We start from the raw sequence: 19,093 nt of genomic DNA on the forward strand, positions 1-19,093 counted from the left end.
GGCTGACAGTTTTACGCGAATCGGGGTCTCGCGGCAAGGCAAAAAGCCGGACGAACCGGCTTTTTGCCTGGAGAAAAGCCTGAATCAGGCGATACGTTGGGTGGTCAACGCCTGCGACAATTCCAGCTTAACCGGCACCGATTTCGAGGTCGGTGTGCCGCTGATATCGCCATAGCTGTTTAACGGGACCAGCGGGTTAGTTTCAGGATAGTAGGCCGCCAGATTGCCACGCGGAATGTTGTAAGGCACCAGTTTGAAGCCGCTCACGCGACGGGTGATGCCATCATTCCACAGGGTTTCAATATCCACATTCTGGCCTTCACTAAACCCTAATTCAGCCATGTCGTCGGGGTTAATAAAGACGACTTCACGCTGGCCGTACACGCCGCGATAACGATCGTCGAGACCGTAAATCGTGGTGTTGTACTGGTCATGTGAGCGCAGGGTTTGCAGCGTGAAAGGCACTTCCTGATCAAGCTTCGGAAACAGCGACTCGGGCAGCGCTGCCGGGTTGAACTCGGCCTTACCGGTCGGCGTATTAAAACGCAGCTCTGCCGCGGCATTGCCAAGGTAGAAGCCACCAGGCTGATCGCATTTGGTATTGAAGTCGGCAAAACCGGGAATGGTTGCCGCAATATGATTGCGAATCAGGTTGTAATCAGCTGCCAGATCTAACCACTTCACCTTGTCATCACCGAGAACCGCATGGGCAATACTGGCAACAATCGACGTTTCAGAACGCTGTGTTTTCGCCAGAGGAATACCGACACCTTCTGACGCATGCACCATGCTGAACGAATCTTCCACGGTAATGAACTGGTTACCTGTCGCCTGCAAATCGCGTTCGGTACGACCCAATGTCGGCAGGATCAACCCTTCATGACCCGGCACCAGGTGGCTACGGTTAAGCTTGGTGCTGATGTGCACGGTCAGACCGCAGCGTGATAAAGCTTCTTCAGTACGCGGAGAATCCGGTGCTGCGGCGGCCAGATTACCGCCCAGGGCGATAAGAACCTTAATTTCATCACGCAGCATCGCGTTCAGGGCTTCAACGGTGTTATGGCCTGCCGCACGCGGAGGCTCAAAGTCAAAGTGCTGACCCAGCGCATCCAGGAAAGGTTTGGACGGCTTTTCATCAATGCCCATGGTGCGGTTACCCTGAACGTTACTGTGACCACGCACAGGACAGAGGCCGGCCCCTTTTTTACCTAACTGACCAAACAGCAGCTGGAGGTTGGTGATTTCACGCACCGTATCAACCGAATGCTTGTGCTGCGTAATGCCCATTGCCCAGGTGCAGATCACCCGATCGGCGTTCTGATAGATCGCTGCCGCTTCACGGATTTGTGCTTCTGTCAGGCCCGACTGCGCCACAATCTGCATCCAGTCTGTGTTATCTACGGCGTCGAAGTACGCCTCAACGCCGTGCGTTTTGGCGTTCAGGAAGGCCTGATCGAACAAGCCGCTTTCGCCCGCTGCAATACGCGCGCGATGGGTTTCCAGCAGGGCTTTCACCATGCCGCGCACGGCCGCCATATCACCGCCAAGATGGGGTTGATAATAGGCAGAACTGATGGTGCCCGCTTTGGAGGTGACAATTTCGAGCGGCTTTTGCGGATCGGCAAAACGCTCCAGACCGCGCTCACGTAGCGTGTTAAAGGTAACGATTTTAGCACCATGGTCGGCCGCGTGACGCAGGCTGTGCAGCATGCGTGGGTGGTTAGTGCCTGGGTTTTGCCCAAAGACAAAAATGGCATCGGCATGATCAAAATCGTCAAGACGAATGGTGCCTTTACCCACGCCGATGCTGCGTTTCAGCCCAGCACCGCTGGCCTCGTGACACATATTGGAGCAGTCCGGGAAGTTATTGGTGCCTGACATGCGGCCAAACAGTTGATAAAGCCAGGAGGCTTCATTACTGGCGCGACCCGAGGTGTAAAGCTCCATCTGATCCGGATTATCCATCGCCTTAATGTGTTTCGCGATGAGCGCATAGGCGTCATCCCAACTGATGGGTTCGTAATGGTCGCTTTCAGCGTTGTAGCGTAACGGATGCGTCAGACGGCCCTGATATTCCAGGAAGTAGTCACTTTGCGCATACAGGGTCGTAACGCTGTGTTTCGCGAAAAAGTCGGTATCGACCACGCGGCGCGTCGCTTCCCAGGTCACGGCTTTCGCCCCGTTTTCGCAAAAGCTAAATGTACTTTTATTGTCATCACCCCAGGCGCAGCCTGGGCAGTCGAAGCCACGAGCTTTGTTCATGCGCATTAAATTGCGCAGATTTTTCAGGGCAGCTTTACTGTCGAAAACAAAACGTGTGGTAGCTTCCAGTGAACCCCAGCCGCCCGCTGCGGCACGGTATGGTTTAATTTGACGCTTAAATTTCATCATAGGTGCAGGCTTATTTTTATGTTGGACGAATGTTGCAAGGATATATCCTGATAGTAAATATTAGTGTGCTATCGACGACAAAGCTTGTCTAATTGATTGGCTTAATGGTGCGATAGCTGGCGTTTATCGTGGTCGCACGCCAACTGTGATGATGTTCATGTTTTACCTTCTCGTAACCTCTCCATAACGGGTGTTATCGGCACATCGCGCTAATACTTGCTGTTTAAAACAGAAAAGGGCGCGACACCATGAAACAACTCACCAGCCAGATCCATGCGTTTGGCAAGGCGTTGATGATGCCAATTTCGGTGATTGCAGCGGCCGGTATCTTTCTGGGGCTGGCGGCGGCAATGCAGAATCCCGCCGTTACCGGCGAAGCTTTCGCACATATGCAGGTTGCCCAGCTCATCATCGGGTTTATTCGTAAAGTGGCCGGCGCGCTGTTTGCTAATCTGCCGCTATTCTTTGCCGTCGCCAGCGCCATTGGACTGGCGAAAGCAGAAAAGCCTACCGCAGCCTTTGCCGCCGTTATCGGTTATATCGCCATGAATGTCGGTATCAATGCCACGCTAGCGGCGAAGGGCATTACCGCAGCCACAACCACGCCGCAGGCGCTGCAACAGGCCGGGCTGGATCAGACCACAGCCATGATGACGTCGGCTGAGTACATTCAGATGCTGGGTATTTTTACCTACAATATGAGCGTACTGGGCGGTGTAATTGCCGGGCTGATCACCGTGATGCTGCATAACCGCTTTTATACGCAGCAGTTACCCACGGCGATCAGTTTCTTTGGCGGGCGTCGCTTTGTGCCGATCGTGACGGTGGTGTTCCTGCCGCTGATCGGCATCTTACTGGCGCTGGTCTGGCCGACCATTGGCGAAGGCATTGCCTGGGTAGGACAGATGATCGGCCGGAGCGGGCAGTACGGGGCATTTCTGTTGGGGGCTTCGGAACGCATTCTGATCCCCACGGGCCTGCATCACATCCTGAACGAAACCGTGCGCTTCACGCCCATTGGCGGCATGGCTATCGTGGACGGACAGACGATAGTCGGTGCGTTAAACATCTTTAATGCCTCGCTCACGCATCCCGGACTTATCCCGGACGCGACGCTTCGCACCGCCACCCAGTTCCTGGCCCAGGGAAAAATACCGGTCATGATGTTTGGTCTGCCTGCTGCTGCCCTGGCGATTTATCACACCGCGCGGCCTGAACATAAACAGCGCGTCAGGGCGCTGGTGATGGCTGGAGCACTGACGTCATTCACTACTGGCATCACCGAACCGCTGGAGTTCTGCTTTATCTTCGTTTCGCCAGTGCTCTACCTGCTGCATGCATTTTTAACCGGCCTGTCATTTATGCTGATGTCGATGCTGCATTTGATGATTGGAAATGTGCAGGGCGGTGTGATCGATCTGGTGGTCTTTGGCATGCTTGGCGGCAGTAAAACCCACTGGTGGTGGACGCTGGCGCTTGGGGTGATTTACGCCCCGGTTTATTACTATTCTTTCCGCTTTATTATTACGCGTATGCATGTCGAAACGCCGGGACGTGAAACGGATGATGAAAAACCACAGCTGGTTGAAGGCAGCGAGCGCACCAACGTGATCATCAGTGGTCTGGGTGGTGCAGCCAATATAGAGGATGTCGATTGCTGCTTCACACGTTTGCGGGTTCGGGTCAAAGACATGAAAGAAGTGGTGGATCAGACGCTAATGAGCACCGGTGCCAATGGCATCAACCGCGTTAGTGAACATGATGTGCAGGTGATTTACGGCCCACAGGTAGAGAAAATCGCACAAGAGGTGAAAGCGGCCCTGGGCGTCGGGTAAACCTCTTCACACTTGCGAAGGTGCGAGTGATGCGCCTTCGCCGTTTCTGCATCGTTATAGCGCCTTGCGCCTGAAGAAAAAATCCCCGTTGAATCCGCTTCCTGCAACTGGCTTTCCCCTGTCTGCGATAAATCCATTAAATAGATAAGAAATACTTTATGTTTCATTTTGTGATCAGGACTTGTACTTTACCGGTAACACTCTAAGGTAAGAGGTGAATGTCAAATACACGCAATGAGCAGGGGGTTATTTATGGCTAAACACAGTCTGATTAAAATATTTGAAATATCAGCAATTGTTATCTTCGCTTTGGTGGTGATCTACTTATTGGTCACGGGCGTCCTCTCTTCCACCGGCATTGATCACGCCTGGCCTTATCCGCACAAGTAAGCACCTGCAACACCAGGGAAACACCAATAAAAATTACAAATTAACGCGTTTATAAGATCATCAACACCGGTATTCACCTGTGAATGCTGACAACGCCCCCCCGATTATCTGACCTGCCATTGTGACAGCCATCTTCATAACCTTATTGCGCCCTGAATATGTTGCGTCCGTTTAAGGCCTTCGCGGTATTGGTTACAGCACTATCTCTGACTGGCATTCTGTTAATCCATCGGCACATAATAGGTATTCATAAAAACGGTGTTACGGCGGGTAAAGAAAATCGACATCAAACAGCTCATCTACCTTTGCAATCTCGAACGCGAGCGCCATTTTGGTCGTGCCGCCGAAGCCAGCTTTGTCAGCCAGCCTACCTTATCGATGCGGTTAAAAAACCTGGAGCGTGAGCTGGGTCTGTCGCTGATCAACCGCAGCAACAATTTTGCGGGTTTTACGCCGGAAGGCGACAGGGTACTGGCCTGGGCGCGGGAAATCGTTTCGGTTTATCAGGGACTCAAGCTGGAGGTCGAGTCGTTAAAACACGGGGTGAACGGTACGCTTCGTCTTGGTGTTGTCCCGCAGTGCAGCGTTTCGCTGGCGCAGTTGTTAAAAGCGGTGCAGGCGCGCTATCCACAACTGGATTACCGTATTGCCGTATTAAGCGCCGATCAACTGCTGGAAGCGCTGAACAGCCACACGGTCGATGTGGGCATTGGCTTTTTTGAAATGGCGACGTTACGGGAACTGCATTTTCAGGCATCCCTGCTGCCGGATAGCGGCGTGGAAGCCGTTTTTCATCCCGACCATTTTCAGCACTTATGCGCGCATGAAACGCTTGACCTGCCAACGCTGGCACAGCAGCCGCTGTGTCTGGCGGAGCCAACCCGCTATTTTCGCCGCTATCTGGATATGACGTTTCGCGACGTCGCGCTGGTGCCGCGCGTGGTGGTCGAAAGCGCGTCCATCATGCAGCTGTTACAGTGCACCCAGGTCGGTCTTGGCGTGCTGATCTCACCACGAGGACATTTACTGCCCGCCTCATTACATGGACTGGAAAAACGGACCATTGCAATGCCTAAAATGGCGCGCCAGGCGGCGCTGGTCGTCGCCGAACCTGGCCGGGCGACGCCGCTGGCGCAACATTTTTACGATGAAGCGCGCAGTCATCTCGATAGCTAGCGGGCTTCACCGCAGGCATAAAATAAACGACTGTTCCAGTTGGCCAGCGCGATGGACTGAATCACGCTGAACCGCGCGGCATGTGACCAGCCTGCGTCAGCCAGCGGCTGAAGATCGCGCGCGTTAAAGCGCTCCGGCTGGCGGGTCAACTGCGCGGCCAGGTTCATAATGACTTGCTGTTCACTCGGCAACTGCGCCGCATCCACTTCATCCAGCAAATTTTTAGCGTCTGCAGCCTGCTGACAGAGCCAGCGGCTGCCCAGAATCCTTGCCGCAGTGGCCTCTACAGATGAGGTCAGCGTATTTTCAAGCTGATGACGCAGGGCAAACCAGCTCTGCAATAACCCGGCAGCGTGCGCCAGCAGCCAGACCGCATCCTGAAGTGCGGGCGAGCCCTGACACTGCGTGACCGCAGCATGTTGCTCCTCGCTGGCATAACGCGGCTCCAGCGGCGTCAGGACCGGCTGCCACTGCCAGGGCTGATCAAACGTCGCTGCCTCGGCATCCGGGGCAGGTGACATCCCCGGCATCCAGCGTACCGGCAATTCCAGCAGAGCATGAATACCGGCAATGACACGCGCCTGATAGCAGACAAAGCCCACTAAATGGTTAAGGGTGACGATATCGGCTTCGCTCAGCCCGGCCGCATGCAGCGCACGAATACTTTCAGCCGTGATTAGCGCAGGCTGCATCGCCAGCAAGCGCGCATATTGCGTAATTTGTGTCAGGCGATTGTTACTTTCACGGGAGGAATCTGGACCCGGCAGGGGATTCAGTCGGGCGGAATAGTGATTACACAGGCGCTGAATGCCTGTCACCTGGGCGACGGTCAGCGCGGTACTTAACCGATCATACAGCGTGAGCGTATGCGTCAGCGTGGTATTCACCTGGTCAGGAAACAGCTGGAGAACGACGTTGTGGGCGATCTGTATCGCGGGCTGGTCTGTCTGGAGTAAAGGCTGAATAACGGAGGCTTCCTGTGCTAACCCCAGTAAAAACCGGTCATCGACATGGGCGGCTTCAGGAAAAAGTGGGGCAGCCTGTACGGTCCGCGGGCGGGTCTGACTTTCGTAAAACCAGTGATCCTGGCCGGGATAGCGGCGTTGTTGCATCATCCGTCCTTTTGCAAAATCTGATGCGGCGCAGGCGGTGATTTAGTCGCAGGCCGCAGGGCTGACTTATCGTCGCCCACGGGCAGGTCAGGGCAAAAGACCAATCGGTGATAAATAATAGCGATAAGGAATAACGAGGCAATCGGGCGGGTACAGCACAGGGCGAGCAAGGCTCGCCCGTGAGGAAACTTATTTCAGTTCCAGTTCGTTCATGGCGGCGATGCTGAAGCCACCGTCAACGTGAACGATTTCACCGGTGATACCACCCGCCAGATCGGAACACAGGAAGGCAGCGGAGTTACCCACGTCTTCGATAGTTACCGTACGGCGAATAGGGGTTACCGCTTCACAATGGGCCAGCATCTTACGGAAATCTTTGATGCCTGACGCTGCCAGCGTACGAATCGGACCCGCAGAAACGGCATTAACACGCACGCCTTCTGGACCCATCGCGTTAGCCATGTAACGCACGTTAGCTTCCAGAGACGCTTTTGCCAGGCCCATAACGTTGTAGTTAGGGATAGCGCGTTCTGCACCCAGGTAAGACAGGGTCAGCAGAGCAGCGTTCGGGTTCAGCATGGCACGGCACTCTTTAGCCATTGCAACAAAGCTGTAGGCGCTGATGTCGTGCGCGATTTTGAAACCTTCGCGGGTTACGGCATTAACGTAATCGCCATCCAACTGGTCGCCAGGCGCGAAACCGATGGAGTGCACGAAACCGTCAAATTTTGGCCAGGTCTTTGCCAGCTCAGTGAACAGGGATTGGATGCTTTCATCTTCTGCAACATCACAGGGCAGCACGATGTCGGAACCCAAATCTTTGGCAAACTCTTCCACACGACCTTTCAGTTTGTCGTTTTGGTAGGTGAAAGCCAGTTCTGCGCCCTGTTTGCGCATCGCCTGTGCAATACCGTAGGCGATGGAAAGTTTACTGGCAACACCAGTAATCAGAATGCGCTTACCGGAAAGAAAACCCATAGCTGTAATCCTTATGGTCATGGTAGTTGGCGGTCGTGTTGTTTAAATAATAGACGACCGACGTTAATCGACGTGCGGATTCTAGCACGTCTGCTTGAAATCAGGAAAAACGCGCAGCGTTTTCCACTATATGCCGCAAAATCAACGCTCCCGCCGCCAGGCTTCAGCCGTTAAGGCCTCACCAAAATGGCTGTTGATCAGACGTTTTGTCATCTCATGCAGTGGCGACGCAAGCACGTCTGCTGTGCCGCCGCGCTCCACCACTTCGCCGTGATGCATGACCAGCACTTTATCGCTGATATGCTTCATCATACCAAGATGCTGGGTCACATAAATGTAAGCGATACCGTGCTTTTCTTGTAGCTCCAGCATCAGATTGACCAATTGTGAACGCATAGTCATATCCAGCGAGGCAAGAGCCTCATCGGCCACAATCACTTTGGGTTGCAGGATTAACGCACGGGCCAGGCCAAGACGCTGCTTTTGGCCCGGAGCCAACATATGCGGATAGTAACCGGCGTGATCGCGCAGCAATCCCACCTGGCGCAGGGTGGTAATAATGCGCTTTTCCCGCGCCTCAGCGTCCAGATCGGTATTCAGGCGCAGCGGCAGGTCCAGAATCTGGCTCACGCGCTGGCGTGGATTCAGCGAGGTTGATGGGTCCTGGAAGATCATACGAATGCGCTGGCTGCGATAGCCGTAATCGCCAAAGCTCAGCGGGTGATCGTCGATAATAATCTGGCCGTCGCTGGGAGCAACGGTGCCGCTGAGCATTTTTGCCAGCGTGGATTTGCCTGAACCGTTTTCGCCAATAATCGCCAGAGTCTGCTTTTCACGCAGCGTAAAGCTGACGGATTTCACCGCCTCAACATGCTGACGACGAAACAGGCCGGTGCGGTAACGAAAGGTTTTGCTGAGATTGCGGACTTCCAGCAACGTTTCCATCTTATTGGCCCTCAACGTTGAGCGGGAAGTGGCAGGCATACAGGTGCGATCGCGTGCCGGTGAGCCGTGGCGCTTCTACACATTTGCGTTGTGCGTAGGGGCAGCGCGGCCCCAGACGGCAACCGATAGGCAGGCTTTCCAGCGATGGAATCGCACCGGATAAGGTATTGAGACGGCTCTTATGCGGAAGCGGACGACCAAAGTCAGGCATGGCACGAATCAACGCCTGCGTGTAAGGATGATGCGGTGTGCTCATCAGGTCTTCGCTTTGCGCCGTTTCTACGGTCTGACCGCAGTACATCACGTTAATGCGGTTTGCCCACTGGCTCATGGTTCGCAGGTCATGGCTAATCAGCAAAATGGTGGTGTTATTGTTCTGGTTAAGCCGGCTCAGCAGGCGGAATATCTGCGCCTGTGTGGTCGGCTCCATCGCGTTAGTCGGCTCGTCAGCAATCAGCAGGCGGGGTTGATTCGCCAGGGCGATGGCGATCATCACTTTTTGGCATTCGCCCTCGGTTAACTCGTAAGGAAAACTGCGCATAATGTCGGTGTGATCTTTAATGCCCACCCGGTGCAGCAACTCAATAGCCCGGCTTTTACGCCAGAACCAAAAGCGCTTCATCCACGCGCCTTTATAGGTCCAGCGCGGAATCGCCTGCATCAGTTGACGTCCGACACTTTCCGACGGATCGAGACAGGATTGCGGCTCCTGAAAAATCATCGAAACGTTATGACCCACGATGCGACGTCTCTCGCGCGGGGACAGGCGCAGCAGATCGACGTCATCAAATACCATACGGTCTGCGGTAACACGCCAGTTATCGTTGGTCACGCCACAGATGGCTTTAGCGACCAGACTTTTGCCCGAACCGGACTCACCGACCAGACCGCGGATTTCCCCTTCACTGAGCGACAGGTTAATGCGGTCCACCGCTTTAACCGGGCCATCAGCGGTCATGAACTCAATCGTCAGATTACGAATATCCAGTAACGGCATTATTCTACTCCCGCCTCAACGGCCCGACGAATGCCATCACCGAGCAGGTTAACGACTAATACGCTGACCATCAGGGCGGCACCGGGCAACATCACCGTCCAGGGAGCCACATAAACCAGTTCCAGCGAATCACCCAGCATCGCCCCCCATTCCGGCGAGGGCAACTGAGCACCAAGGTCAAGAAAACCCAGAGCGGCAATATCAAGAATAGCCATAGAGAGCGCGCGCGTAATCTCACTGATCAACATCGGTAATACATTAGGCAAAATCGCGTGCCACATAATATTGATGCTGGTCGCGCCGTCGAGACGGGCCGCCACCACATACTCTTTTTCCAGTTCGTCGTGGACGGCGCTGTAAATTTCGCGCACCAGCCGTGGCATCAGCGCCAGCCAGACCGCCAGCAGCGCATGTTCAAGGCGCGGGCCGAGAAAGGCCACCACAATGATGGCCAGCAGCAGAGAAGGTATCGACAGTAACGTGTCCAGCACGTGGTTCAGCACCGCAGAGCGCACGCCGTGCGTCATACCCGCCACAATGCCCAGCACCAGCGCCCAAAAGGTGGCAAACAGCGTCACCAGAATGGCAGAACCTACCGTCGGGGCAACGCCATTGAGTAAGCGGCTCAGTAAATCACGCCCCAGGTCGTCAGTGCCGAGAAAGAATGAGACTTCACCGTAGCGCGACCAGGAGGGCGGCAGCAGCTGATAACCCAGAAATTGCTGGTCGATGGGATAGGGTGCCAGGAAATGCCCAAACAGGCAGAGCAGCAGCAGTGCGCCAAAGCCGTACAGGCCAATCATCGCCGGCATATCGCCATAAAAATGGTGCCAGCTTTGACGAAACGCGCTGGGCAGGCGCTTTTCGGCGTAGATGTTATCGTACGGCATACCATTCCTTATGTTTCAGCGGATTCAGCGCCGCACCGACAATGTCAGAGAGGACGTTCACCACGATCACTACGCCACCGGTCACCATCACACCGGCGGATATTGCCGCATAGTCCTGCTGGCGAATCGCGTTAATCAGCCAGCGCCCCAATCCGGGCCAGTTAAACACCATTTCCGTAATCATCGCCAGGGTTAACATGCTGGAAAACTGTAAGCCAAGACGCGGAATCACAGGGGGAAGCGCGTTGTGTAACACGTGGCGGCGAATCACGGTAAAGCGGGATAATCCGCGGGTGGCGGCCGCCTTCACATAGTTCTTATCAACGACGTCGCTGGTGCTGATGCGCAGCAAACGCACGATCTCGGTGGTGGGGGCCATCGCCAGAACGGTAACCGGTAAAATCAGATGCATCAGTACGCTAATCATCATCTCATGTCGCCATGGCGAGTGACTGAGCCAGGCATCAATCAACGCAAATCCGGTAATGTTTTGAACAGGATACAGCAGGTCATAGCGCCCGGATACGGGCAACCAGCCCAGCGTCAGTGAGAAGAACAGGGTAAACAGCAGCGCGAGCCAGAACACCGGAATAGAAAATCCCAGCAGGGCCAGCGCGCTGATCACCTTATCCTGCCATTTATGCCGCATGGCACCGGCACAAATTCCCAACGGAATGCCGACGATCAGAGCCAGGGTGAACGCCATCAGGCACAGCTCCATGGTGGCGGGGAAGACTTCGCGCAGCTGTACGCCAATCTCCTGACCATTGGTGCTGGACACGCCAAAATCCAGCTGCAGCATGCCTTTAAACCAGAACCACCAGGCGTCAAACAGCGATGCGCCTTCCAGCGGTGCATTCGGCGTGAAATAGCTCAGGCTGAAACTCACCAGGGAAAGAAAAAACAGGGTAATGACCAGCAACACCAGGCGACGCAGAATATAGATGATCACTTAACGATCCTCTCGCTCATCACGATAAACGCCGGCAAACGAAGCGTTACCAAACGGACTTAATACCAGACCTTTAATATCATGCCGATAGGCTTGCAGGCGCAGGGATGAAGCCAGCGGCAGCACGGGCAGCTCGCGCGCCAGAATCTGCTGCGCCTTATCGTAGTTGTCAATGCGGCCAGACAGCTGCTGTGACAGCAAGGCATTTTTTAACGTGTCGTCAAACGCGGGCGAACACCAGTGAGCATAGTTGGTCTGGGAACTGATGGCCGCACAGCTCAGCAGGGGGCGAAAGAAGCTGTCAGGATCGTTACTGTCGGTTGCCCAGCCTGCCAGCGTCAGATCGTGGTTCATCGCCATCAACTGCGCCTCCTGAAAACGGCCTTCAACCGGAACGATAGTGACGCGCACGCCAATTTGCGCAAGGTCAGCCTGAATAAGTTCGGCTGTTTTAAGCGGCGCAGGGTTCCAGGACTGCGAGGCGGAAGGCACAACCAGACGCAGATGAAGATCTTTTACTCCCGCCGCCTCAAGCGCTTCTCTGGCTTTTTTGGGATCGAAACCCGTAATGCTGGCATCGGTATCATAAGCCCAGGACGCGCGAGGTAAAATCGAGGCGGCCGTCTCGGCGGTGCCGTAGTAGATGGATTCCATCAGGCGCTCATTATTGATCGCCAGCGCCAGCGCGTGACGAACGTCCGGCCGGTCGAGCGGCGGCTTGCGGGTGTTAAATGCCAGATAAGCGATGTTCATGCCGGGGCGCAGGGTCATGCGCAGCCGGGGATCGTCGCGCAGAATCGAGATTTGGCTGGCGGCGGGATAGGCGAGAACGTCGCATTCGCCCGTGAGCAACTTCGATAACCGTCCTGTTCCCCCGGCACCAAGATCGATAACCACCTGCTGCAGGCGCGGCACGCCTTTCCAGTAATGCGGGTTCCGCGCCAGACGAATATATTGCCCGCTGCGGTATTCGCTCAGCTGGAACGGGCCTGTTCCCACCGGTAGCCGGTCCAGCTCTTCCTGATGGCCCACTTTATCCAGACTGTCGGCGTACTCTTTCGACAGAACGGGCGCGTAATGTGTCGCCAGATGCCAGAGAAACGAGGCGTCCGGGCTGTTAAGGCGGAACTCGACGGTGTCGTTATCGATTTTTTTAATGCTCTGAACCGAATCGGCAAACTGCAGGCTGTCGAAATAGGGGTAATAGCCGCCGTTAACATTATGCCAGGGATGTTTGCGATCAAACATGCGGGCAAAGCTGAAAACGACGTCATCGGCATTCATCGCGCGCGTGGGTGCAAAGTTTGAGGTGTGCTGAAACTGTACCCCGTGGCGCAGGTGAAAACGGTAGGTCGCGCCGTTATCACGCACTTCCCAACTGGCGGCCAGATCGGACTGCAAACGGTAGGTGTAAGGATCGACATCCAACAGGCGGTCATATAACTGGGCAGCCAGCGTATCCACCGTTAAGCCACTGCTGGCCATCTGCGGATTAAACGTGTTCAGCGTGCCATTAACGCAATAGACGAATCCGCTTTGACGAATATCTCCAGCCGGTGTTGGCGCAGACCAGACAGGCGCGCTTAACACGCTGAGACTCAGTAACAGCGAAGGAATTAGTTTTAACATAGAACTCAACGATTCTCAGGCATTAGGCAGAGTGTATCGCAAAGCGGGCGCGGCCCCAAATACGCATCGTCGATTGCCGGTTTTTCGCGCACCTGAGCGTAGAAAGAAGCGGCTAATGCTTCCTGGCCCGATTCCGATGGGGTTGTACCCGGGCGGGTTCGGCCAGGTTGGCGGCGCGAAAGGCATCACCGTCGTCACCTTGTTGAATGCAATGCAATGTGAAGCGCGACCAGCCCGTTGCAGCAGGGTAAAGGCGACGGGTGCGTGGTAATAAAGGCGCAGCATTGGTGTGGAAATGAGAAAAATTCTCAACAACCCCTTTACAGATGCGAACAGGAATGATTATTATTCAGTTGCGCTTCGACGGTGGCTCTACCGAAGAAGAGCACGACATTGCTCACATTGCTTCCAGTTGCCCGCTTCGGCGGGCCCTTTTTTCCCGCACCCATCCTTTTGACTCCACCCGCCCGGTCTCAGCCGTACAATGATCATTGTTTACGACAGCAACAACTCAGCGTTTATCTGCAATTTAATCCGGTCGATCGTCCGTTATGCCTGGACGTCCCGAGCCTGGATACCGTGCTTTTTCATGATGGCTCTGAGCTGGTGGTAGGTGACGCCAAGTAAGCTGGCAGCGCGGCGTTGATTATACTTCGCCTGTTGCAGACTGATTTCCACCACATCGCGCTCCTGCTGGTTTTGCCACTGGCGCAGGTCGAGCGGCAGAGACGGCAGGGCAGCGGGTGCATCTGGCGTGCTGGCAGGAAGCGGAGCTTCTTCAGGGGCCGTACGACGCGCAAACGGGTTGATGATAATCTCATCCAGCGGTTCATCGCTGGTGTTGTGGCGGTACACCGACCGCTCAACGACGTTTTTAAGTTCACGCACATTACCCGGCCAGTGATGATCAAGTAAGGTGTTTTGCGCCTGCTGTGTAAAGCCTGGAAACAGGGGCAGCCCCAGTTCACGACACATCTGGATGGCGAAATGATCGGCCATGACCAAAATATCGCTACGGCGCTCGCGTAACGGCGGCAGTTGAACGACATCAAACGCCAGGCGGTCCAGCAGGTCTGCGCGAAACTGCCCTGCGGCCGCGAGCGCCGGTAAGTCTTCATTGGTGGCGCAGATCAGGCGCACATTGACCTGAAAGACGTGGTTGCCGCCGACGCGCTCCAGCTGACCATATTCAATGACCCTCAGGAGTTTTTCCTGTACCAGCATTGGCGCGGTAGCCAGCTCATCTAGAAACAGCGTGCCACCGTCTGCACGCTCAAAACGGCCCAGATGACGCTTTTGCGCACCGGTAAATGCCCCGGCTTCGTGGCCAAAAAGCTCAGAATCCAGCAAGTTTTCATTCAGCGCAGCACAGTTGAGTGAGATGAAAGGGCCCTGCCAGCGGTCTGAAAGATAGTGCAGACGGCTGGCGATCAGCTCTTTACCTGTACCGCGTTCGCCCACTACCAACACGGGTTTTTCCAGCGGAGCGAGTTTCGACACCTGTTCCAGTACTTCCAGAAAGTTGTTCGATTCCCCTAGCAGGTTGTCGTTATTAACGGACATGATGAATTTCGCCACGGATTAATCAATTTAACTATCTTAGAACAGTTTAAAAAAACTGCAAAGCCACCAATGCAAATAAAATCAATAAGATAAAAGTTGGCACGCATCTTGAATCAGGTATCACCAGCAAGATGAAACCATGACAAATAAGAGGAACATCATTATGGGTATTTTTTCTCGTTTCACTGACATCGTTAATGCCAACATTAATTCACTGCTTGAGCGTGCAGAAGATCCGCAGAAGCTTGTGCGCCTGATGATTCAGGAAATGGAAGACACGCTTGTTGAAGTCCGTTCCACCTCTGCCCGCGCCCTGGCTGAAAAGAAACAGCTGTCACGCCGCATCGAACAGGCCGAGATTCAGCAGGTGGAATGGCAGGACAAAGCCGAACTGGCCCTGCGTAAAGATAAAGAGGATCTGGCCCGTTCAGCGTTAATCGAAAAACAGAAACTGACCGATCTGATTGCCTCGCTGAAGCAGGAAGTTGCGCAGGTAGAAGAGACGCTGGCGCGTATGAAAGGTGAAATCACTGAGCTGGAGAAAAAGCTGAGCGAAACCCGTGCACGTCAGCAGGCCCTTACGCTGCGTCATCAGGCCGCGTCTTCTTCACGTGATGTGCGTCGCCAACTGGACAGCGGTAAAATTGATGAGGCGATGGCGCGCTTCGAATCATTTGAACGTCGCATCGACCACATGGAAGCGGAAGCAGAGAGCCACGGTTTTGGTAAACCTAAAACGCTGGATCAGCAGTTCACCGACCTGAAAGCGGATGATGAAATCAGTCAACAACTCAACGCGCTGAAAGCCAAAATGAACCGCAGCGAATAATAAGCCGCTTTCTGCTGGAAAGGATTAAGGAGAGTCAATGAGCGCACTATTTTTAGCCATACCTTTAACAATATTTGTGCTGTTTGTGGCACCTGTCTGGCTATGGCTACATTACAGTAACAAGCGCAACGGCGGGGCAGATCTGTCGCAAAGCCAGATGCAGCGCCTGCAACAGGTGACCAAAGATGCACAGCGCATGCGGGATCGTATTGATGCACTTGAAGCCATCCTTGATGCTGAACATCCTAACTGGAGGCAACCATGATGAAAGGCCGCACGCTATGGCGCAAGCCTGACGACGGGAAACTGATGGGGGTTTGTGCCGGCTTAGCCGAATACCTTGATGTGCCGGTGCGACTGCTTCGTGTCATTGTCGTATTGTCGCTGTTCTTTGGTCTGTTCGTGTTTACGGTGATTGCCTATTTCGTGTTGGGTTTTGTCCTGGACGTCAAACCGGCAGGCGCAGACAACGGGGAACATCAACCCAGCCCCGGCGAATTGCTGGACCAACTGGAAACTGCACTGCAGCAGGACGAACGTAATGTCCGGGACATCGAACGTTACGTCACCTCTGAAACCTTTAGCGTGCGCAGTCGTTTCCGTCAGATTTAACCGTTGTCCTGCGGCGGGCCAGACTGGCCCTCTGCGGACCGTCAGGAGGAAGTGATGACTGTTTCACGCACTGCGGCTTTTCGTCATCGTGCAACACCTGCATTGAAGTCAGCCGCCAAATTTATCATTATCAATGCGGTAACCTATGGTCCTGCTGGCGTGACCGGCTGGGCCGTAAAATCGGTGGCGCGCCGTCCACTTCGTCTTCTGTTAGGACTGGCGCTTGAGCCGCTGCTGAAACGCGTGATGAGCCGGGTTGCATCACGCTTCATCAAGGAAAAAGATGAAAAGACTGCAAACTGAGTTGCTGGCATTGATGAACCGCGGCGTCGATCGACATCTTCGTCTGGCGGTGACGGGACTGAGCCGCAGTGGTAAAACGGCCTTCATTACCTCGCTGGTTAACCAGCTCCTTTCTGTACACAGCGGCGCACGACTGCCGCTGTTTTCTGTGGTGCGCGATGAGCGCCTGTTGGGCGTGAAACGTGTGCCGCAACGGGATATGGGCACCGCCCGTTTCACCTATGATGAAGGGCTGGCGCAGCTGTACAGTACGCCGCCCGCCTGGCCCACGCCCACGCGAGGCGTCAGTGAAATGCGCCTCGCGCTCCGTTACCGTCCCAATGATTCACTGCTCCGCCATCTCAAAGATACCGCCACGCTCTATCTTGAAATTGTTGACTACCCAGGTGAGTGGCTGCTCGATCTGCCTATGCTGGCACAGGATTACCTGACCTGGTCGCGACAGATGAACGGCTTAATGCAGGGCGATCGCGCAGACTGGGCTGCACCCTGGCGCGAACATTGTCAAAAACTCGATCCGCTTGCCCCCGCCGATGAAAACCGCCTGGCCGGGATCGCCGCAGCCTGGACTGATTACCTGCATCGGTGTAAAGCGGAAGGACTGCACTTTATTCAGCCGGGGCGTTTTGTGCTGCCCGGCGAGATGGCGGGCGCGCCAGCGCTGCAGTTTTTTCCGTGGCCGACAGCTGATGAAGCCCAGGCTGCTAAGCTGGCGCAGGCGGACAAAGGCAGTAACTTTGCCATGCTGCAGCAGCGATTTAATTACTACTGCCAGCACGTGGTGAAAGGGTTCTATAAAAATCATTTTCTGCGCTTTGACCGCCAGATCGTACTGGTGGATTGTCTGCAGCCGCTCAACAGCGGGCCGCAGGCGTTTAACGATATGCGCCTGGCGCTAACCCAGTTGATGCAGAGCTTTCATTACGGACAGCGAACGCTGTTCCGGCGGCTGTTTTCACCCGTGATTGATAAGCTGTTATTTGCCGCCACGAAAGCCGATCACATCACCAGCGATCAGCATGGCAATATGGTCTCGCTGTTGCAGCAGCTGGTGCAGGATGCCTGGCAAAACGCGGCGTTCGAAGGCATCAGCATGGACTGCATCGGCCTGGCCTCGGTTCAGGCCACGCAAAGCGGGCTGGTCGATCATCGTGGCGAAAAAATTCCGGCACTACGAGGTCATCGCCTGCAGGACGGCGAGGCATTAACCGTTTATCCGGGTGAGGTTCCGCCGCGGCTGCCAGGCAGCGCGTTCTGGCAGCAGCAAGGCTTTCAGTTTGAGCAGTTTCGCCCGCAGCAGCTGGATATCGATCGCCCCGTACCGCATATCCGCATGGATGCGGCACTGGAATTTTTACTGGGAGATAAATTGCGATGAGCGATCCGTTGAAACCGCGCATTGATTTTGCCCGGCCTCTGGACGATAAGCCCGACGCGGTGTTGCGTCCGGCTCAGACGTTTGAAGCCGATTCACAGGCCGCCTTTTTAGCCGTGCAGGATAACGAGGCGGCGGTTGAAGAAGAAAGTGCAGGCGAGCGGGCGGTCGAGGCGGCCTTAAAACCCAAACGCAGCCTGTGGCGTAAAATGGTGGGCGCTGGCCTGGCGCTGTTTGGCGTCAGCGTGGTGGCGCAGGGCGTGCAATGGAGCCACAATGCCTGGCTGGCTCAGGACTGGTTTGCGCTGGGCAGCGGCATGGCGGGCGGGCTGATTGTGCTTGCTGGCGTCGGCGCGCTGACCAGCGAGTGGCGTCGTTTGTATCAGCTCCGTCAGCGGGCCGAAGAGCGCGATCTGGGCCGGGAACTGCTCAACAGTCACGGCATTGGGAAAGGACGTGCCTTTTGTGAAAAGCTGGCGCGCCAGGCCGAACTCGATCAAGCGCATCCTGCCTTGCAGCGCTGGCATGCTGCGCGCCATGAAACCCACAATGACGGGGAAACGGTCCGGCTTTATGCCCAGATGGTGCAGCCTGTTCTTGACCGCCAGGCGCGGCGGGAAATCAGCCGTCATGCGGCCGAATCCGCGCTGATGATCGCGGTTAGTCCCCTGGCACTGGTCGATATGGCGTTTATCGCCTGGCGTAACTTACGACTGGTCAACCGGATTGCCGCCATCTATGGCATTGAGCTGGGGTATTTTAGTCGGCTGCGTTTGTTCCGACTGGTACTGCTGAACATGGCCTTTGCAGGGGCTTCCGAGCTGGTGCGTGAAGTTGGGATGGACTGGATGTCGCAGGACATCGCCGCCAGGCTTTCGACGCGTGCTGCGCAGGGCATCGGCGCGGGATTGCTGACGGCGCGTCTGGGCATTAAAGCGATGGAGTTATGCCGCCCCTTACCCTGGCTCGAAAACGATAAACCGCGCCTGGGTGATTACCGTCGTGAGCTGTTGGGGCAGTTAAAAGACGCGCTACAAAAGGGCGGCGAGAAACGCCAGTAAATGAAACAGGATGACGAGCGCTGTGGCCCAACGGCGCGGTCATGTCATTCTGCAG

The 19,093-nt window shown here is 55.2% G+C and carries 18 protein-coding genes; 9 read left to right on the forward strand and 9 right to left on the reverse strand.

Annotation, left to right across the window (positions count from 1 at the left end):
• Positions 1-84 precede the first annotated feature (84 nt).
• A complete protein-coding gene (locus FBY13_RS00105; RefSeq protein ID WP_145393405.1) occupies positions 85-2,388 on the reverse strand; it encodes an FdhF/YdeP family oxidoreductase in 2,304 nt (767 codons plus the stop codon).
• A 251-nt stretch (positions 2,389-2,639) separates the two neighbouring features.
• On the opposite strand from FBY13_RS00105, the gene FBY13_RS00110 reads away from it, so the two are divergent.
• The 3 genes from FBY13_RS00110 (at position 2,640) to FBY13_RS00115 (ending at position 5,792) form a co-directional block, all read left to right on the forward strand.
• Complete coding sequence (locus FBY13_RS00110) at positions 2,640-4,226, forward strand: PTS transporter subunit EIIC (RefSeq protein WP_063879753.1); 1,587 nt, start codon at positions 2,640-2,642, stop codon at positions 4,224-4,226.
• Between the two features lie 252 nt (positions 4,227-4,478).
• Positions 4,479-4,616, forward strand: a complete 138-nt coding sequence (locus tag FBY13_RS23350) for a hypothetical protein (protein ID WP_172823899.1) — start codon at positions 4,479-4,481, stop codon at positions 4,614-4,616.
• A 279-nt stretch (positions 4,617-4,895) separates the two neighbouring features.
• Entirely contained in the window at positions 4,896-5,792 is an 897-nt protein-coding gene (locus FBY13_RS00115) for a LysR family transcriptional regulator (RefSeq protein ID WP_063881185.1), read from the forward strand.
• Here FBY13_RS00115 and FBY13_RS00120 read toward each other — a convergent pair.
• The 8 genes from FBY13_RS00120 to pspF form a co-directional block, all read right to left on the reverse strand.
• Complete coding sequence (locus FBY13_RS00120; protein WP_145393406.1) at positions 5,789-6,904, reverse strand: oxidoreductase; 1,116 nt, start codon at positions 6,902-6,904, stop codon at positions 5,789-5,791. The two genes, FBY13_RS00115 and FBY13_RS00120, sit on opposite strands and share 4 nt — an antisense overlap.
• 189 nt (positions 6,905-7,093) lie before the next feature.
• A complete protein-coding gene (gene fabI, locus FBY13_RS00125; protein ID WP_063879751.1) occupies positions 7,094-7,882 on the reverse strand; it encodes an enoyl-ACP reductase FabI in 789 nt (262 codons plus the stop codon).
• A gap of 141 nt (positions 7,883-8,023) precedes the next feature.
• Positions 8,024-8,827, reverse strand: coding sequence for a putrescine export ABC transporter ATP-binding protein SapF (gene sapF / locus FBY13_RS00130; protein ID WP_063879750.1), 804 nt, complete (start codon positions 8,825-8,827; stop codon positions 8,024-8,026).
• 1 nt (position 8,828) lies between these two features.
• Complete coding sequence (gene sapD / locus FBY13_RS00135) at positions 8,829-9,824, reverse strand: putrescine export ABC transporter ATP-binding protein SapD (protein ID WP_063879749.1); 996 nt, start codon at positions 9,822-9,824, stop codon at positions 8,829-8,831.
• On the reverse strand, positions 9,824-10,714 hold the full coding sequence (sapC, locus tag FBY13_RS00140; RefSeq protein ID WP_063879748.1) for a putrescine export ABC transporter permease SapC: 891 nt from the start codon (positions 10,712-10,714) through the stop codon (positions 9,824-9,826). Before sapC ends, sapD begins: the two co-directional genes overlap by 1 nt.
• On the reverse strand, positions 10,701-11,666 hold the full coding sequence (gene sapB / locus FBY13_RS00145) for a putrescine export ABC transporter permease SapB (RefSeq protein WP_145393169.1): 966 nt from the start codon (positions 11,664-11,666) through the stop codon (positions 10,701-10,703). The genes sapC and sapB overlap by 14 nt, the downstream gene beginning before the upstream one ends.
• Positions 11,667-13,295, reverse strand: coding sequence for an ABC transporter substrate-binding protein SapA (gene sapA, locus FBY13_RS00150; protein WP_145393170.1), 1,629 nt, complete (start codon positions 13,293-13,295; stop codon positions 11,667-11,669).
• Positions 13,296-13,844: 549 nt separating this feature from the next.
• Complete coding sequence (pspF, locus tag FBY13_RS00155) at positions 13,845-14,858, reverse strand: phage shock protein operon transcriptional activator (protein ID WP_063879745.1); 1,014 nt, start codon at positions 14,856-14,858, stop codon at positions 13,845-13,847.
• Between the two features lie 163 nt (positions 14,859-15,021).
• Between pspF and pspA the strand changes: the two genes are divergently transcribed.
• From pspA to FBY13_RS00185, 6 genes are read left to right on the forward strand one after another with little or no spacing between them, the layout of a single operon-like run.
• Positions 15,022-15,687 (forward strand): phage shock protein PspA, encoded by a 666-nt coding sequence (gene pspA, locus FBY13_RS00160; protein ID WP_063879744.1) that lies wholly within the window; start codon positions 15,022-15,024, stop codon positions 15,685-15,687.
• 37 nt (positions 15,688-15,724) lie between these two features.
• Complete coding sequence (gene pspB, locus FBY13_RS00165; protein WP_063879743.1) at positions 15,725-15,952, forward strand: envelope stress response membrane protein PspB; 228 nt, start codon at positions 15,725-15,727, stop codon at positions 15,950-15,952.
• Positions 15,949-16,299 (forward strand): envelope stress response membrane protein PspC, encoded by a 351-nt coding sequence (pspC, locus tag FBY13_RS00170; protein ID WP_145393171.1) that lies wholly within the window; start codon positions 15,949-15,951, stop codon positions 16,297-16,299. The genes pspB and pspC overlap by 4 nt, the downstream gene beginning before the upstream one ends.
• Before the next feature lie 54 nt (positions 16,300-16,353).
• Positions 16,354-16,602, forward strand: a complete 249-nt coding sequence (gene pspD, locus FBY13_RS00175) for a phage shock protein PspD (RefSeq protein WP_063879741.1) — start codon at positions 16,354-16,356, stop codon at positions 16,600-16,602.
• Entirely contained in the window at positions 16,583-17,980 is a 1,398-nt protein-coding gene (locus tag FBY13_RS00180; RefSeq protein WP_109716406.1) for a YcjX family protein, read from the forward strand. Before pspD ends, FBY13_RS00180 begins: the two co-directional genes overlap by 20 nt.
• Positions 17,977-19,038, forward strand: a complete 1,062-nt coding sequence (locus FBY13_RS00185) for a YcjF family protein (RefSeq protein ID WP_109716405.1) — start codon at positions 17,977-17,979, stop codon at positions 19,036-19,038. Before FBY13_RS00180 ends, FBY13_RS00185 begins: the two co-directional genes overlap by 4 nt.
• Positions 19,039-19,093: the final 55 nt, after the last annotated feature.

The sequence above is a fragment of the Pantoea sp. SJZ147 genome (genome assembly GCF_007828605.1).
GTDB classification, from domain to species: domain Bacteria; phylum Pseudomonadota; class Gammaproteobacteria; order Enterobacterales; family Enterobacteriaceae; genus Pantoea; species Pantoea allii.

Excerpts from the sequence above, each read along its gene's own strand:
- FBY13_RS00105 (WP_145393405.1), bottom strand. The coding sequence starts at position 2,388 with ATGAAATTTAAGCGTCAAATTAAACCATACCGTGCCGCAGCGGGCGGC.
- FBY13_RS00110 (WP_063879753.1), top strand. The coding sequence starts at position 2,640 with ATGAAACAACTCACCAGCCAGATCCATGCGTTTGGCAAGGCGTTGATG.
- FBY13_RS23350 (WP_172823899.1), top strand. The coding sequence starts at position 4,479 with ATGGCTAAACACAGTCTGATTAAAATATTTGAAATATCAGCAATTGTT.
- FBY13_RS00120 (WP_145393406.1), bottom strand. The coding sequence starts at position 6,904 with ATGCAACAACGCCGCTATCCCGGCCAGGATCACTGGTTTTACGAAAGT.
- fabI (WP_063879751.1), bottom strand. The coding sequence starts at position 7,882 with ATGGGTTTTCTTTCCGGTAAGCGCATTCTGATTACTGGTGTTGCCAGT.
- sapF (WP_063879750.1), bottom strand. The coding sequence starts at position 8,827 with ATGGAAACGTTGCTGGAAGTCCGCAATCTCAGCAAAACCTTTCGTTAC.
- sapD (WP_063879749.1), bottom strand. The coding sequence starts at position 9,824 with ATGCCGTTACTGGATATTCGTAATCTGACGATTGAGTTCATGACCGCT.
- sapC (WP_063879748.1), bottom strand. The coding sequence starts at position 10,714 with ATGCCGTACGATAACATCTACGCCGAAAAGCGCCTGCCCAGCGCGTTT.
- sapA (WP_145393170.1), bottom strand. The coding sequence starts at position 13,295 with ATGTTAAAACTAATTCCTTCGCTGTTACTGAGTCTCAGCGTGTTAAGC.
- pspF (WP_063879745.1), bottom strand. The coding sequence starts at position 14,858 with ATGTCCGTTAATAACGACAACCTGCTAGGGGAATCGAACAACTTTCTG.
- pspA (WP_063879744.1), top strand. The coding sequence starts at position 15,022 with ATGGGTATTTTTTCTCGTTTCACTGACATCGTTAATGCCAACATTAAT.
- pspB (WP_063879743.1), top strand. The coding sequence starts at position 15,725 with ATGAGCGCACTATTTTTAGCCATACCTTTAACAATATTTGTGCTGTTT.
- pspC (WP_145393171.1), top strand. The coding sequence starts at position 15,949 with ATGATGAAAGGCCGCACGCTATGGCGCAAGCCTGACGACGGGAAACTG.
- pspD (WP_063879741.1), top strand. The coding sequence starts at position 16,354 with ATGACTGTTTCACGCACTGCGGCTTTTCGTCATCGTGCAACACCTGCA.
- FBY13_RS00180 (WP_109716406.1), top strand. The coding sequence starts at position 16,583 with ATGAAAAGACTGCAAACTGAGTTGCTGGCATTGATGAACCGCGGCGTC.
- FBY13_RS00185 (WP_109716405.1), top strand. The coding sequence starts at position 17,977 with ATGAGCGATCCGTTGAAACCGCGCATTGATTTTGCCCGGCCTCTGGAC.